We start from the raw sequence: 15190 nt of genomic DNA, 5'->3' as shown, positions 1-15190 counted from the left end.
CCCGGGGGTTCCCCGCTGGACAAGCGCGCCTGCCGCGTGCGAAAGTAGATTTCCACGCACCGGCAAAGGGCGTGGGCGGCGGTCAGCCGCCCCAGGGTGTCGCGTTTTGCGACACTGTCGCGGAACAGGTGTCGCAGAACGCCGTCCAAGGAGACATGCATGGCCACTCATTCCCGTCGGCAATCGCTGACGCAAGCGCGCCAGCTGTTCAACCAGCAGGGCGCCGTCCCGGCCGGGCTGGTGGCCGAACCTATCCTGCGGTCCTGGCGCCGCTGCGCCGACCTGGGCTTCGACATGCGCGGCGCGCGCCGCGCCGAACTCATGACCGCCGGCGAATTGCGCGAAGCGCGCCAGCGCAACGACGCGCTGCGCCGCCTGTCCGAACCCGCCATGTCGCTCTTGCGCCGCGAAGGCGGCCGCGATGGCCTGGTGATCCTGTCCGATGCCCAGGGCCTGGTGCTCGACAGCGACGGTGACCTGGATTTCGCCCAGCGCGCGTCGCGCGTGGCATTGATGCCGGGCGCGCCCTGGGACGAGGCCGCCGCGGGCACCAACGCCATCGGCACCGCGCTGGTCGAGGGCCGGCCCATCGTGGTGCACGGCGCCGAACATTATTTCGAACCGAACCGCATCCTGACCTGCGCCGCCGTGCCCATCACCGACAGCGAAGGCCGCATGCTGGGCGTGCTGGACCTGTCCAGCCCGGCGCACGACACGCGCCCCGACGTGCTGGCGCTGGTGCGCGCGGCAGTCGACCTGATCGAACATCAGCTCTTTGACGCGGCGCACGAGCCCTGCGCCGTGCTGCGCCTGCATAGCGACCGTTCGGGCCTGGGCACGCCGGGCGAGGCCCTGCTGGCCTTCCAGGGCGACCTGCTGGTAGGCGCCAACCGCCGCGCGATGCTGGCGCTGGGCCTGGCCGCCACCGCCCTGGGCGTATACCGGTACGCAGACCTGTTCGAGGGCGACCTGGAACACAGCCCCGATGCCGCGGGACGCGTGCACGCGCGGTCCGGCGCGATCTATCACGCGCGGCTGCGCCTGCCGCGCAGCCGTGTGCCGGCAACCCCGGCGCCGTCTCTGCGCCTGCCGACGCCCGTTGTGACACCCGCGTGCGATGCGCGCGCCGGCATCGCCAGCTTCGACGCGGCCACGCTGGGCGCGCTGGCCCGCGCGGTGCATCTGTCCGATGCGGGTGTGTCGATCCTGCTGCAAGGTGAAACCGGCGTGGGCAAGGAAGTGTTCGCGCGCCAGCTGCACGCGCGCAGCCAACGCGCGGCGGGCCCGTTCGTGGCCGTCAATTGCGCGGCGCTGCCCGAAAGCCTGATCGAATCCGAACTGTTCGGCTACGAAGACGGCGCCTTTACCGGCGCGCGCCGTCAGGGCAGCAAGGGGCTGCTGCGGCAGGCCCACGGCGGCGTGCTGTTCCTGGATGAAATCGGCGATATGCCGCTGACGTTGCAATCGCGCCTGTTGCGCGTGCTGCAATCACGCGAAGTCTCGCCGCTGGGCGCGGCGCGGCCGGTGGCTGTGGACTTCACGCTGGTGTGCGCCACCCATCGCGCCCTGGCGCACGACGGCCCGCAAGCGCCGGTGCGCCCCGACCTGTATTTCCGTATTGCCGAATACACCGTGACGCTTGCGCCGCTGCGCACGCGCGCCGACCTGCGCGAGCTCTTGCGCGGGCTATGGGCCGCGCAGGGCGCGGGCCCGGTGCTGCCCACCGATATCGAAGACACGCTGGCGCAGTACGCCTGGCCAGGCAATTACCGCCAGCTGGCCGCCGTGCTGCGCACCTTGCATGTGCTGGCGGGTGCGTCGGGCGTGGTGGATCGCGAGATGCTGCCGGCCGAGGTCCGCGGCGAAACCGTCGCCGCTGCGCCCACGGCGGCCGCGGCCGCCAGCCTGCAGGCGATTGCCGACGATGCCATCCGCGCGGCGCTCGCCGCGCACGCAGGCAACGTCAGCGCCGCGGCGCGCGCGCTGGGCGTGCACCGCAGCACCTTGTACCGGCGGGTGGCGGCGTTGGGTCGGGCTTAGGCGACCAGGCGGGCCAGCTCGGCGCCCGGGTCCTTGGCGCGCATGAAGGCTTCGCCCACCAGGAAGGCGTCGACCTTGTGCTGGCGCATCAGCTTGACGTCTTCGGCCTTGAGAATGCCGCTTTCGGTCACGACGCGCTTGCCGGCGGGAATGCGCGGCAAGAGGTCCAGCGTGTTCTGCAGGCTGGTCTCGAACGTGCGCAGATTGCGGTTGTTGATGCCCAGCAGCGGCGTCTTCAGCGTCAGTGCTACGTCCAGCTCCTGGGCGTCATGCACTTCCACCAGCACGTCCATGCCCAGTTCCATGGCCAGCGTTTCGTAGTCGCGCAGCTGCGTGGGCGTCAGTGCGGCCACGATCAGCAGCACGCAGTCCGCGCCCATCGCGCGGGCCACGATGATCTGATAGGGATCGATCACGAAGTCCTTGCGCAGCACCGGAAGCGAGCAGGCCGCGCGGGCCTGGCGCAGGTGGTCGTGCGAGCCCTGGAAGAACTGCACGTCGGTCAGCACCGACAGGCAGGCGGCGCCGTGCACGGCGTACGAGGCCGCGATTTCAGCGGGCTGAAAGGTTTCGCGCAGGATGCCCTTGGACGGCGAGGCTTTCTTGATTTCGGCGATGACGCCGGCCTTGCCCTGCGAGATCTTGTCTTCGATGGCCTGGGCAAAGCCGCGCACATCCTGGCGGGCCTGCGCTTCGCGCAGGACTTCGGCTTCGCTGCGCATCTGGCGAGCGGCGGCGACTTCCTCGACCTTGACGGCGAGGATCTTCGCGAGAATATCGTTCATTTCTGGAATTTCCGGGTATATGCGCAGAAATCTTCCAGCTTGGCTCGTGCCGCGCCGGTGGATATCAGTTCGAATGCTAGCGCTAAGGCTGCGGGAATGGAATCGGCTTTATTGCCTGCGTAGATGGCGAGACCCGCATTCAGCGCGACGATGTCACGGGCGGTGCCCTCGACATTGTCCAGCGCCTCTATGACAAGTTCGCGCGACTGTTCGCGATTGGACACCTTGATGCTGCGATTGGACATCATGGATAGCCCGTAGTCTTCGGGGTGGATTTCGTACTCGCTGACCTTGCCGTCCTTGAGCTCGCCCACCATGGTGGCGCCGCCCAGCGAGGCTTCGTCCATGCCGTCCTTGCCGTGCACCACCAGCACGTGGCGCGAGCCCAGGCGTTCCAGCACGCGCACCTGGATGCCCACCAGGTCGGGGTGGAACACGCCCATCAGCTGATTGGCGGCGCCGGCCGGGTTGGTCAGCGGGCCCAGGATGTTGAAGATGGTGCGCACGGCCAGTTCCTTGCGGACGGCCGCCACGTTCTTCATGGCGCCGTGGTGCGCGGGGGCGAACATGAAGCCGATGCCGGTGGCCTGGATGCACTCGGCCACCTGTTCGGGCGTCAGCACCAGGTTGGCGCCCAAGGCTTCGAGCACGTCGGCGCTGCCGCTGGACGACGAGGCGCTGCGGTTGCCGTGCTTGGCGATCGGCACGCCGGCCGCCGCCGCCACGAACATGGCGGTGGTGGAAATGTTGAAGGTATGGCTGCCGTCGCCGCCGGTGCCGCACATGTCCAGCAGGTCTTCGGGGTTGGGCGTGACCACGGGCGTGGCGAATTCACGCATGACCTGCGCGGCCGCCGTGATTTCACCGACGGTTTCCTTTTTCACGCGCAGGCCCATCAGCAGTGCGCTGGCGATCTGCGGCGACATTTCGCCGCGCATCAGCAAGCGCATCAGGTGCAGCATTTCGTCGTGGAAAATTTCGCGGTGTTCGATGCAGCGCGTCAGCGCTTCTGCGGGGGAGATCGTCACGGTGCGTCCTTCTTAGGCGAGGTTCAGGAAATTGCGCAGCAGGGCGTGGCCGTGTTCGCTGAGCACGGATTCGGGGTGGAACTGTACTCCGTACAGGGGCAGCGTCTTGTGGCGCACGCCCATGATGTCGCCGTCCGGCGCCGTGGCGGTCACGGCCAGGCAGTCGGGTAGCGTCGCCGGGTCGATGGTCAGCGAGTTGTAGCGAATGACAGTGTACGGCGTCGGCAGGCCGGTGAAGAGGTCGGTGCCGGTGTGCGAGATCTGCACCGTCTTGCCGTGCATGATCTGCTGCGCGCGGACGATGTCGCCGCCATAGGCCGCGCCGATGGCCTGGTGGCCCAGGCACACGCCCAGGATCGGCTTCTTGCCGGCAAAGGCCTGGATCACGGGCACCGAGATGCCGGCTTCGGCCGGCGAGCAGGGGCCGGGCGACACGCAGATGCGGTCCGGATTCAGCGCGGTGATCTCTTCCAGCGTGATCTGGTCGTTGCGCGCCACGCGCACGTCTTCGCCCAGTTCGCCGAAGTACTGCACCAGGTTGTAGGTAAACGAATCGTAGTTATCAATCATCAACAGCATTTTTTCTCTCCAGGCGGGCCGTCGCGCGGCTCGGGGCGGGTAGGGGGCGGGGCCTCAGATGGGTTCGTCCAGGCCGTGCTGCACCTGCTCGGCGGCGCGCAGCACGGCGCGGGCCTTGGCTTCGGTCTCGGCCCATTCGGCTTCGGGGTTGGAGTCGGCGACGATGCCGGCGGCGGCCTGCACGTACAGCGTGCCGTCCTTGATGACGCCGGTGCGGATGGCGATGGCCACATCCATTTCGCCGCCGTACGACAGGTAACCGGCCGCGCCGCCGTAGATGCCGCGGCGCACGGGTTCCAGTTCGTCGATGATCTTCATGGCCTCGACCTTGGGCGCGCCCGTCAGCGTGCCGGCCGGGAACGAGGCGCGCAGCACGTCCATGCTGCTCATGCCGGGATTCAGGTTGCCGGTGACGTTGGACACCAGGTGCATCACGTGCGAATAGCGTTCGATGACCATGGTGTCGCTGACCTTCACCGAGCCCACCTCGGCCACGCGGCCGACGTCGTTGCGGGCCAGGTCGATCAGCATCACGTGCTCGGCCACTTCCTTGGGGTCGGCGCGCAGCTCGGCGGCCAGCGCGGCATCTTCCTCGGGCGTGGCGCCGCGCTTGCGGGTGCCGGCCAGCGGGCGGATGGTGATCTGCGACTTCGGCGTGCCGTCGACCACGGCGCGTTCCTGGCGCACCAGGATCTCGGGCGACGCGCCCACCACCTGGAAGTCGCCGAAGTTCCAGAAGTACATGTAGGGGGAGGGATTGAGCGACCGCAGGGCGCGGTAGAGGGAGAGCGGCGAATCGCGGAAGGGCTTGGCGATGACCTGGCCGATCTGCACCTGCATCAGGTCACCGGCGGCGATGTGTTCCTTGGCGCGGTGCACGGCCGCCAGGTAGTCTTCTTTCTTGAAGTCACGCCGTTCTTCGGTCTGCATGCTGGCGTGGCTGTACGGGATTTCCACCGGACGTCGCAGGCGGGCGCGCAGGTCGTGCAGGCGCTGCTGGGCGCGGCTGTAGCTTTCGGGCTGGGCCGGGTCGGCGTAGACCATCAGGTAGATGCGGCCGGCCAGGTTGTCGACGATGACCAGTTCGTCCACGTGCATCAGCATCAGGTCGGGCGTGCCGCCTTCCATGCCGGCCGGGAAGGGCTTGACGGCCGGGCCCAGGCACGGCTCGATGTGGCGCACGGTGTCGTAGCCGAAATAGCCGGCCAGGCCGCCGCAGAAGCGCGGCATGCCGGGGCGCAGGGCGACCTTGAAGCGGCTCTGGTACTGCTCGATGAAGGCCAGGGGATCGCCGTCGTGGGTTTCAGCGACCTTGCCGTCCTGCAGCACCTCGGTGCGGGTGCCGCTGGCGCGGATTACCGTGCGGGCCGGCAGGCCGATGAACGAATAGCGGCCGAAGCGCTCGCCGCCCACCACCGATTCCATCAGGCAGGTCATGCGGCCGGCCTGGGGGCCGGCGTGGGCCAGCTTCAGGTAGATGCCCAGCGGGGTGTCCAGGTCGGCGTAGGTCTCGGCCACCAGGGGGATGCGGTTGTAGCCTTGCGCGGCGAGGGCTTTGAATTCGATTTCGGTCATGTCGGGTCTCGTGGGCAATGGGTGTCTGCTTGGGGACCGGGCGCGCAACAAAAAGCCCGGTCCAGGTATCTGGTTCCGGGCTTGGCTCTGTGTTCTGCACAGTATCGGCGCTAGGCGGTGGTGTACGCGTCTAGGGCCGGGAAGGGAATCATCGCCACCCGGAAGACAAACGCCACCAGCGCCACGAGGCGCTGAGCATTTGGTTCTGGATGGAAACGTTCATCAGGTCAGGTCGATATTCGGTATTCGGGGTGACTTCGAGGCACGCTTTCGAGTGCATTCCGAGTGCAGTCAGACCGCGGTTTTCGCGGCGTTCTGGTTTTGATTCCAGAGCGCCACCCACTGGGCGGCGTTGACAAGCGTGTCAACTATACCATCGACATCCAGCTCGCGCACGTCACGGCCTTCGTTGTAACCATAAGGCACCACCAGCACCTGGGTGCCGGCGCTGCGGCCCGCCTGCGCATCGTTGATGGAATCGCCGATGGTGACGGCTTCGTCCACCGAGACGCCCAGCAGGTCGCACGCGTGCAGCACCTGGTCGGGATCCGGCTTGCGGCGCGGGCAGGTGTCGCCGCACACCACGGCGTCGAAAAAGCCCGCGAGGCCCGTGCGTTGCAGCAGCGGCAGCGTGAATTCGGTGGGCTTGTTGGTGACGACCGCCAGCTTCAGGCCCTGGTCGCGCATGTGCTTGAGGCCCTCGATGACGCCCGGGTAGACCCGCGCGCGCTCGCCGTTGACCAGGTGGTAATGGCGGTAGAAGGCCTCGCGGGCGCGTTCGAAATCTTCCGGAGAGGGGTCGGCGGCGTCCAGGCTGCCCGCCAGGCTGCGGCGCACCAGGTTGTCCACGCCCTTGCCCACGAAGGTGGCCACGACGTCCTCGCGCAGCGAGATCATGCCCAGTTCCACGCGCATGGCGTTGGCCGCGAAGGCCAGGTCGGGGATGGAGTCGAGCAGGGTGCCGTCAAGATCCAGCAGCGCGGCGCGAAAGGCGGTCATGGCGTTCCTCAGATGGCGGTGGTTTCGCCGATGGCGATCTGTTCGCGCATGGCCGTGATGATGCCGGCGTAGTCGGGCTTGCCGAAAATGGCCGAGCCGGCCACGAAGGTGTCGGCGCCGGCACGGCGGATTTCAGCGATGTTGTCGATTTTCACGCCGCCGTCCACTTGCAGCATGATTTCCTGGCCGCCGGCCTGCATCCAGGCGTCGATCCTGGCGCGGGCCTCGCGCAGCTTGGTCAGCGTGGCGGGAATGAAGCTCTGGCCGCCAAAGCCGGGGTTGACCGACATGATCAGCACCAGGTCGATCTTGTCCATCACGTAGTCCATATAGGACAGCGGCGTGGCCGGGTTGAACACCAGGCCGGCCTTGCAGCCGCTTTCGCGGATCAGGGACAGCGTGCGGTCGACGTGGCGGCTGGCGTCCGGGTGAAAGCTGATGTAGTTGGCGCCGGCGCTGGCAAACATGGGCACCAGGGCGTCCACCGGCTCGACCATCAGGTGCACGTCGATCGGCACCGACACATGGGGACGGATCGCCGCACAGACCATCGGGCCGATGGTCAGGTTGGGCACATAGTGGTTGTCCATCACGTCGACGTGGATCCAGTCGGCGCCGGCGGCCACGACGTTGCGGACTTCCTCGCCCAGGCGGGCGAAGTCGGCGGACAGGATGCTGGGGGTAATGCGGGTAGAGGACGTAGACATGATGTTCGGGGTTGGGGAAGGCATAATGTGCCATTATTGCAGTTTGAGCGTGCCACACAGGGAAGGGCTGTGAAACCTTACGACCTTAGCGTCTCCGTCTCTCCGCGCTTCGTGCCAGAACAGTCCGATCCTGGCGAGCAGCAGTTCGTGTTCGCCTATACCGTTCGCATCACCAATACCGGTGAGCATCCGGCCCAGGTGATCAGCCGCCACTGGATTATCACCGATGGCAACCAGCGTGTGCAGGAAGTGCGCGGGCTGGGCGTCGTGGGCCAGCAGCCGTTGCTGGCGCCCGGCGAGACCTTCGAATACACCAGCGGCTGTCCCCTGCCCACCCCGGTCGGCACGATGCGCGGCACCTACCATTGCGTCGGCGAGAACGGCATTCCGTTCGAAGTGCCGATCTCCGAATTCGTCCTGGCCATGCCGCGTACCCTGCATTGACCGGGGCGCGGCCACACGTTGTACGGTTTTCCATCTGCTCATGAAGCGCATTCTTAGCCTGTCCGTGCTGTCAGTCCTGCTGGCGGCATGCAGCACGACCTCAGAGGTCCCCCCCGATTCCGGCCAGCCGGCCACGTCCGGTTCGCGTACCCCGTCCGTCGACGGTCCCCTGGTGGTGCCGGCGCTGTCGGCCCTGCCCGATACCCCGCCGCGCGCCCTGGCGGGCAAGTTCAAGGCGGCCTCGTGGGCCGAGATGCCGGGCTGGTCCAACGACGACCTGGCGCAGTTCTGGCCTTTGTTCCTGCGCAACTGCAAGGGGCTGATGCGCCCGACCAGCGGCAACCTGGCCGCGCCGGCGCGCGCCGCGCCGCGCGCCTGGCAGCCGGTCTGCGCCGCCGCGGCCGATCCGGCCCGCGCGCCCGCCGCCACCGACATCGAGGGCGTGCGCCGCTTCCTGCAGACCTACCTGCAACCCTGGCGCCTGAACGCCCCTGACGGCAAGCCGGCGGCCAACACCGTCACCGGCTACTACGAACCCCTGGTGCGCGGCTCGCGCCGCCAGGGCGGCAACTATCAATGGCCGCTGTACGCGGTGCCGGCCGACCTGCTGACCATCGACCTGGGTTCGGTCTACCCGGACCTGGCCGGCAAGCGCGTGCGCGGCAAGCTCGAAGGCAAGCGCGTGGTGCCCTACGACACCCGCGCCGCGATCGAATCGTCGGGCCGCCGCCCGCCGGTGGTGGTCTGGGTCGACGATCCCGTCGACAACTTCTTCCTGCAGGTGCAGGGCTCGGGCCGGGTGCAGCTGACCGACGGCCCTGATACCGGCAAGACCATCCGCGTGGCCTATGCCGACCACAACGGCCAACCGTATGTGTCCATCGGTCGCTGGCTGGCGGACCGCGGCGAGCTGTCGGCCGATCAGGCGTCCATGCAGAACATCCGCGCCTGGGCGCAGCGCAACCCCAAGCGCGTGCCCGAGATGCTCAACGCCAATCCGGCCGTGGTGTTCTTCCGCGAAGAACCGGTGATCGACCCCGAACTCGGCCCCAAGGGCGCTTACGGCGTCAACCTGGCCCCGCGCCGCGCCATTGCGGTGGACGCCGGCTTCGTGCCGCTGGGCACGCCTGTGTTCCTGGCCACCACCTACCCGGCCTCTGACCGGCCGTTGCAGCGCCTGGTGTTCGCGCAAGATACCGGCACCGCCATCCGCGGCGCAGCCCGCGCCGACTTCTACTGGGGCTACGGCGAAGAGGCCGGCCAACAGGCAGGCCGCATGAAGCAGCGCGGCCAGATGTGGCTGCTGTGGCCCAAGCAAGCCGGGGAGCCCAGCGCAAGATGACCCACCAGATCGTCGTTTGCGGGGCCGGCATCGTCGGCCTGTCGTCCGCGCTGGCCCTGGCCCGCCGCGGCCAGCGCGTGGCGCTGCTGGCGCCGCGCACCACCGTGCCGCCGGCCGATCCCAACCACTACCATGCGCGCGTCTATGCCATTTCGCCCGCCAGCCAGCGTTTCCTGGCCGAGCTGGGCGTCTGGGACGCCATGCCGTCCGCCCGTCTGACGCCGGTGCAGGCCATGGAAATCCATGGCGATGCCGACGGACTGGTGCACTTGAACGCCTGGCAGGCCGCCTTGCCGCAACTGGCCTGGATCGTCGAGTCCGGCGAAATCGAACGGGTGCTGATCCAGGCTGTGCGCATGTTCGGCATTCCCTGGATCGAAGACCGCTGCACCGGCTACCAGGCCGGCACGGTCGACACCGAAAGCGGCGCCCGCCTGCAGGCGGAACTGTTCGTGGGCGCCGACGGCGCTGCCTCGCCGCTGCGCACTGCCGCCGGCCTGAAGCACGACGCGGTGTCGTACAACGACACCGGCCTGGTCGTGAACCTGGACGCCGAGCACGCCCACCAGGGCACGGCCTTCCAATGGTTCCGCGACGACGGCGTGCTGGCGCTCTTGCCGCTGCCCGATACCGCCGACGGCCCGCAAGTGTCCATGGTCTGGTCGATGCGCAGCGAGCGCGCCGCCGAACTGCTGGCCCTGCCGGCCGACGAGCAGGCCGCCCGGCTGGAATCCCTGCTGGAACACGCCGCGCAAGGCCGGCTGGGCCGCCTGAAAGTGCGCAGCAAGCTGCACGGCTTTCCGCTGACGCTGGAACGCGCCCAGATGGTCGCACCCGGCATCGCGCTGGCCGGAGACGCCGCGCATCGCCTGCACCCGCTGGCCGGCCAGGGCCTGAACCTGGGCCTGGGCGACGTCGAGGCCCTGGCCCGCACCGTGGCCGGGCGCGAGCCCTACCGCCAGGCGGGCGACCTGCGGGTGCTGCATCGCTACCAGCGTGCGCGCGCCGAGCCGGTGCTGGCCTTGCGGCTGGCCACCGATGGCCTGCACAAGCTGTTCGGGTCGCATGCCACGCCCCTGGTCTGGCTGCGCAACGCGGGCATGCACTGGGTCGAGCGGGCCCCGCTGATCAAGCGGCGTCTGATCGCGGGCGCCTCCACGAATTGAAGGGGGGCCCAGGCCCCGTTTTTCGTATTGCCTGCGGGCGGCCGCCGGAATCGGCGCGTTGAGGAACCCGTACGGGTCCCGACCGGTCTGATTCCCATGGTCCTGGCGCCAGGCCCCGGCATTGCCCGGCGCCGCGTCACACCGGATCGGTTACGCTTTCCGCCTACGTACGCGATACGTCACGATAATTACAGGAGTCCCCATGAATTTCCGTTTTCCCGCCGCGCTGGCCGCCTGCTTCATGGCCGCGGGCCTGGGTCTGTCCGCAGGCGCGCAGGCCCAGGGCGACAAGTCCGTTTCCACCAGCACGGTGGGGCAGCCGGCCAAAGGCGACAAGAGCTATTCCACCACCCAGGTGGCGCCGGCGGATCCCGTGGCGGACGCCGTCAAGGACCGCTTCAAGCAGCGCTTCACCGGCATGGACGTGACCGCGGTGCGCCGTACGCCCTATGGCCTGTTCGAAGTGCAGCTGGGCATGGACCTGATCTACACGGACGAAAAGGTCACCTGGGTCATGGAAGGTCCGTTGATCGACGCCATGACCCGCCGCGACGTGACGCGCGAAGCGCAGGAAAAGCTGGGCACCATTCCGTTCGACCAGCTGCCGCTGGACCTGGCCATCAAGCAGGTCAAGGGCGACGGCTCGCGCAAGGTCGCGATTTTCGAAGACCCCAACTGCGGCTATTGCAAGCAGCTGCGCAAGACCATGGAAGATGTGGACAACATCACCGTCTACACCTTCCTGTATCCCATCCTGTCGCCCGACTCCAATGTGAAGGTGCGCGACGTCTGGTGCTCGAAAGACCCGGGCAAGGCCTGGGACGACTGGATGTTGCGCGGCCAGAAGCCGGCCACCGCCAATTGCAGCGTGCCTGAAGACAAGCTGCTGGCGCTGGGCAAGCAGCTGATGGTGCGCGGCACCCCGACCCTGTTCTTCCCCGACGGCTCGCGCATCAGCGGCGCGCTGCCGCTGGACCAGCTCAAGGCACGACTGAACTGACCGGCGCGCAACGCGCTGGCCGGGCGGCTGGCGCGATGCGCGCCACGCCACCCGGAGACGAGACTTGAAAATCGCAATCCTCGACGATTACCACGATGTCGCCAAACGCTACGCCGACTGGGGTTCCCTGGGCGGCGATGCCGAGGTGCAGATCTTCAACAACTTCATTCCCGACGAACAGGTCGAGGCTACCCTCGAACCCTTCGACGTGATCATCGCCATGCGGGAACGCACGCCGTTCCCGGCCGAGCGCATCCGCGCATTGCCGCGCCTGCGCCTCTTGGTCACCACCGGCATGCGCAACAACGCCATCGACATGCCGGCCTGCACCGCGCAGGGCATCGTCGTCAGCGGCGCACCCGGCAGCGCCGACGCCAATACCGCCACCGCCGAACTGGCCTGGGCGCACATCCTGGGCCTGTTCAAGCACCTGACCGCCGAAGACGCGGCCATGCGCCGCGGCATGTGGCAGACGGGCATGCCCGAGCCGCTGGCCGGCAAGCGGCTGGGCGTGCTGGGCCTGGGCAAGCTGGGCGCGGCCGTGGCCAAGGTGGGCCTGGCCTTCGGCATGGACGTGGTGGCCTGGAGTCCCAACCTGACCGATGAGCGCGCGGCCGAGGCCGGCGTCAAGCGGGTGGACAAGCACGAGCTGTTCTCGACGTCCGACGTCGTCAGCCTGCACCTGATCCTGTCCGACCGCAGCCGCCATATCGTCGATGCGGCCGCGCTGGCCGCCATGAAGCCGTCTGCCTATCTGGTGAATACGTCGCGGGCCGGGCTGGTGGACCAGGACGCCCTGATGGATGCGCTGGTGAAGTTCCGCATCGCGGGCGCCGGGCTGGACGTGTATGACGAAGAGCCGCTGTCGCCCACCGACAATCTGCGCGACCTGGACAACGTCATCCTGACGCCGCACCTGGGCTATGTCAGCCGCGAGAATTTCGAGGCGTTCTATCGCAATGCGCTGGAAGCCGTGAAGGCCTGGCAGGCCGGGGCGCCGGTGCGGGTGTTGAACGCCTGACCGGCGTTCGATGCCGGCTCGTCTGATCGAGCCGGCAAAAGATCATGTCATTCCGATGCGGCCCGGGGCCCTTGTGGCTCCGGGACGCATTCGCGGCATTCAGCCGCGCGTGAACATCACTTTCTTTTCAACGATGCCGTCGGGCGTCTGCGCTTGCGTGGCCGCGGTGTCGCCGCAGGCTTCGTCGCTGTCGCCTTCGGTCGGGTCCACGGTGTCGAACGCCGTGTCGCCGTTGGCGTCCGGCACACCCGTCGGCTTGAGGCCGACGAAATCGAACAGGTCGCGGTCCATCAGGTGCGACGGCACCACGCGCGACAGCGCGTTGAACACGTTCCACGAGCGGCCCGGGTGCTGCTTGTCCCATTCCTTGATCATGCGGCCGACTTCCTTGCGCTTCAGGTTTTCCTGCGAGCCGCACAGGTTGCAAGGAATGATCGGGAACTGCTTGAGTTCGGCGTAGGCGATCAGGTCGGTCTCGGGCACATAGGCCAGCGGGCGGATCACCGTGTGGCGGCCGTCGTCGGACACCAGCTTGGGCGGCATGCCCTTGGCCTTGCCGCCGTAGAACAGGTTCAGGAAGAACGTGCCCAGGATGTCGTCGCGGTGGTGGCCCAGCGCGATCTTGGTCGCGCCCAGCTCGGAGGCCACGCGGTACAGGATGCCCCGGCGCAAGCGCGAACAGAGCGAGCACATGGTCTTGCCCTCTTCGAGCACGCGCGTGACGATCGAGTAGGTGTCCTGCGTTTCGATGTGAAACGGCACGCCCAGTTCGGTCAGGTAGCGCGGCAGGATGTCGGCGGGAAAGCCGGGCTGCTTCTGGTCCAGGTTGACGGCGATCAGCTCGAACGGAAACGGGGCGCGCTTTTGCAGCTGGAGCAGGATGTCCAGCATGGCGTAGGAATCCTTGCCGCCGGACAGACAGACCATCACGCGGTCGCCCGCCTCGATCATGTTGTAGTCGGACAGCGCGCGCGTGGTTTCACGCGCCAGGCGCTTGGTCAGTTTGTTGCCTTCGTGGCGGGCTTTTTCTTCGGCCTCGGTGCGAAAGCGGATGCCGGGGGGAGCGATATCGTTCATGGTCAACGCGAGAGCTGGATTTCCACGCCTACCGCCGCACAGTCGGAAAAGGCCATGGGTTTGCTGATGCGCAGGCGCAGCGAGCGGATTTCCTGGAAGTCGGCCAACAGGCGTGCGGCGACTTGTTCGGACAGGGTTTCGATCAGGTTCACATGCGCCTGGGTGCACTCTTCGACGATGGCTTCGCGCAGGCGGCGGTAGTCCAGCACGCTGTGGATATCGTGGTCGTCGACCGTGCGCTGGATGTCCACGTCGAATTCGGCGTCGACATGCAGGGGCTGGGTGGCACGGCGCTCGTGTTCGAGAATGCCGATGCGGGCGTCGAGCGCGAGCCCGGAAAGGATGATGCGGCGTGTGGGCATGATGAAAACCTGGGTGGAATAGGCGGAATTGTAAGGCGATGCCGGGCCGGGGCTGGCGCGCTGGCTACAATTCGGCCATGTCCGGGCGCCCGCGAGGGGCCGGCAATGGCAAACAAGGGGTGAAATGCAACAGATGCACGATTCGGTCATTGTAGGGGGCGGCCCGGCCGGCGCCTCCTGCGCCCTGTGGCTGGCCAGGCTGGGCCTGGCGCCGCTGCTGGTCGAGGCGGGCGACCGCCTGGGCGGGCTGAGCAGCGACAACCCCTTCACGGACGACTGGATCGCCGTGCTGCCCGGGGTGACCGGCCAGCAGGTGGCCGCCAATATCGACACGAGCGTGCGCGCGGCCGGCGTGCCGTTGCGGCTGGGCGCGCGGGTGACGGCGGTGCGGCCCTGCAAGGGCGGCATCGAGGCCAGCTTGTCCGATGAAAATGGGGGCGTATCGCAGGTGCGGGGCCGCACCCTGGTGATCGCCTCCGGCGTGCGCGCCAAGGGCTTTCCGGAACATCCCCCCGGATCGCGCTGGCCCGGGGTGCTGATCGGCCCGGGCTCGCCCATCGTGGCGCAGGATTACTCCGGCCTGTCCGTCGCCGTGCTGGGCGGCGGCGACAACGCCTTCGAAAACTATGTCTATGTGCGCAACCGGGGCGCCGCCACGGTGCACCTGTATGCGCGCAGCGTGCGGGCCCAGCAGCAATGGGTGCAGCGCGCCGGCAAGGAAGGCGTGCGCATCGGCCCGTACCAGGTCGACCCGGCCAACCGCAGCGTGGACGGCCGGCGCTACGACCTGATCCTGGTGTTCTATGGCTGGGAACCGCAGGCGTCGTTTGCCGATGGCCTGCAACTGGCGCGCGACGAACGCGGCTACATCCGCACCGATGTCGCTACGGCCGAAACCAGCGTGCCCGACATCTATGCCATCGGCGAGGTGGCGCACCGCATGCACCCCTGCGTGGTCACGTCGATGGCGGACGGCGTGGTGGCCGCCAAGGCGATCCAGCGCCGCTGGGAGCGGGCAGGCGAATAAGGCCGAGGGTCAGCGGAGCGGGGCGGCCTGATTGAGCC

General features: G+C 67.9%; 15 protein-coding genes. 7 read left to right on the top strand and 8 right to left on the bottom strand.

Annotation, left to right across the window (positions count from 1 at the left end; all coding sequences use genetic code 11):
• The first annotated feature begins 159 nt into the window (after positions 1 to 159).
• On the top strand, positions 160 to 2040 hold the full coding sequence (locus tag HV798_RS16205) for a sigma-54-dependent Fis family transcriptional regulator (protein ID WP_175193669.1): 1881 nt from the start codon (positions 160 to 162) through the stop codon (positions 2038 to 2040).
• On the opposite strand, the gene trpC is transcribed toward HV798_RS16205, so the two are convergent.
• The 6 genes from trpC to rpe all read right to left on the bottom strand — a co-directional run bounded on the left by trpC (position 2037) and on the right by rpe (position 7737).
• Positions 2037 to 2825, bottom strand: a complete 789-nt coding sequence (gene trpC / locus HV798_RS16200) for an indole-3-glycerol phosphate synthase TrpC (RefSeq protein ID WP_175193668.1) — start codon at positions 2823 to 2825, stop codon at positions 2037 to 2039. The two genes, HV798_RS16205 and trpC, sit on opposite strands and share 4 nt — an antisense overlap.
• Positions 2822 to 3853, bottom strand: coding sequence for an anthranilate phosphoribosyltransferase (gene trpD, locus HV798_RS16195; protein WP_025139783.1), 1032 nt, complete (start codon positions 3851 to 3853; stop codon positions 2822 to 2824). The genes trpC and trpD overlap by 4 nt, the downstream gene beginning before the upstream one ends.
• A 12-nt stretch (positions 3854 to 3865) precedes the next feature.
• Entirely contained in the window at positions 3866 to 4432 is a 567-nt protein-coding gene (locus HV798_RS16190) for an aminodeoxychorismate/anthranilate synthase component II (protein ID WP_025139782.1), read from the bottom strand.
• 54 nt (positions 4433 to 4486) lie between these two features.
• Entirely contained in the window at positions 4487 to 6007 is a 1521-nt protein-coding gene (trpE, locus tag HV798_RS16185) for an anthranilate synthase component I (protein ID WP_025139781.1), read from the bottom strand.
• Positions 6008 to 6298: 291 nt separating this feature from the next.
• Positions 6299 to 7006 carry a phosphoglycolate phosphatase gene (locus HV798_RS16180; protein ID WP_175193667.1) on the bottom strand — a complete coding sequence of 236 codons (708 nt, stop codon included), beginning with the start codon at positions 7004 to 7006 and terminating at the stop codon, positions 6299 to 6301.
• An 8-nt stretch (positions 7007 to 7014) separates the two neighbouring features.
• Entirely contained in the window at positions 7015 to 7737 is a 723-nt protein-coding gene (rpe, locus tag HV798_RS16175) for a ribulose-phosphate 3-epimerase (RefSeq protein WP_025139779.1), read from the bottom strand.
• 45 nt (positions 7738 to 7782) lie between these two features.
• Between rpe and apaG the strand changes: the two genes are divergently transcribed.
• The 5 genes from apaG to HV798_RS16150 all read left to right on the top strand — a co-directional run bounded on the left by apaG (position 7783) and on the right by HV798_RS16150 (position 12686).
• Complete coding sequence (gene apaG, locus HV798_RS16170; RefSeq protein ID WP_006392509.1) at positions 7783 to 8157, top strand: Co2+/Mg2+ efflux protein ApaG; 375 nt, start codon at positions 7783 to 7785, stop codon at positions 8155 to 8157.
• Positions 8158 to 8197: 40 nt separating this feature from the next.
• Positions 8198 to 9499 carry a murein transglycosylase A gene (gene mltA, locus HV798_RS16165; protein WP_175193666.1) on the top strand — a complete coding sequence of 434 codons (1302 nt, stop codon included), beginning with the start codon at positions 8198 to 8200 and terminating at the stop codon, positions 9497 to 9499.
• On the top strand, positions 9496 to 10665 hold the full coding sequence (locus HV798_RS16160; RefSeq protein WP_175193665.1) for a UbiH/UbiF family hydroxylase: 1170 nt from the start codon (positions 9496 to 9498) through the stop codon (positions 10663 to 10665). The genes mltA and HV798_RS16160 overlap by 4 nt, the downstream gene beginning before the upstream one ends.
• Before the next feature lie 202 nt (positions 10666 to 10867).
• Positions 10868 to 11665: a DsbC family protein gene (locus HV798_RS16155; protein WP_175193664.1), complete on the top strand. Its 798-nt coding sequence runs from the start codon at positions 10868 to 10870 to the stop codon at positions 11663 to 11665.
• 64 nt (positions 11666 to 11729) lie between these two features.
• Positions 11730 to 12686 (top strand): D-2-hydroxyacid dehydrogenase family protein, encoded by a 957-nt coding sequence (locus HV798_RS16150; RefSeq protein ID WP_025139775.1) that lies wholly within the window; start codon positions 11730 to 11732, stop codon positions 12684 to 12686.
• A 99-nt stretch (positions 12687 to 12785) separates the two neighbouring features.
• Here HV798_RS16150 and ttcA read toward each other — a convergent pair whose 3' ends face one another.
• Both ttcA and folB read right to left on the bottom strand, forming a co-directional pair.
• A complete protein-coding gene (gene ttcA / locus HV798_RS16145; RefSeq protein WP_175193663.1) occupies positions 12786 to 13763 on the bottom strand; it encodes a tRNA 2-thiocytidine(32) synthetase TtcA in 978 nt (325 codons plus the stop codon).
• Positions 13764 to 13765: 2 nt separating this feature from the next.
• Positions 13766 to 14125 carry a dihydroneopterin aldolase gene (gene folB / locus HV798_RS16140; protein ID WP_025139773.1) on the bottom strand — a complete coding sequence of 120 codons (360 nt, stop codon included), beginning with the start codon at positions 14123 to 14125 and terminating at the stop codon, positions 13766 to 13768.
• Between the two features lie 124 nt (positions 14126 to 14249).
• Between folB and HV798_RS16135 the strand changes: the two genes are divergently transcribed.
• Positions 14250 to 15152 (top strand): NAD(P)/FAD-dependent oxidoreductase, encoded by a 903-nt coding sequence (locus tag HV798_RS16135; protein ID WP_175193662.1) that lies wholly within the window; start codon positions 14250 to 14252, stop codon positions 15150 to 15152.
• Positions 15153 to 15190 lie beyond the last annotated feature (38 nt).

This window comes from Achromobacter deleyi (assembly GCF_902859705.1).
Taxonomy (GTDB): domain Bacteria; phylum Pseudomonadota; class Gammaproteobacteria; order Burkholderiales; family Burkholderiaceae_B; genus Achromobacter; species Achromobacter deleyi.
This window is presented reverse-complemented; position numbering and strand designations above follow the sequence as displayed.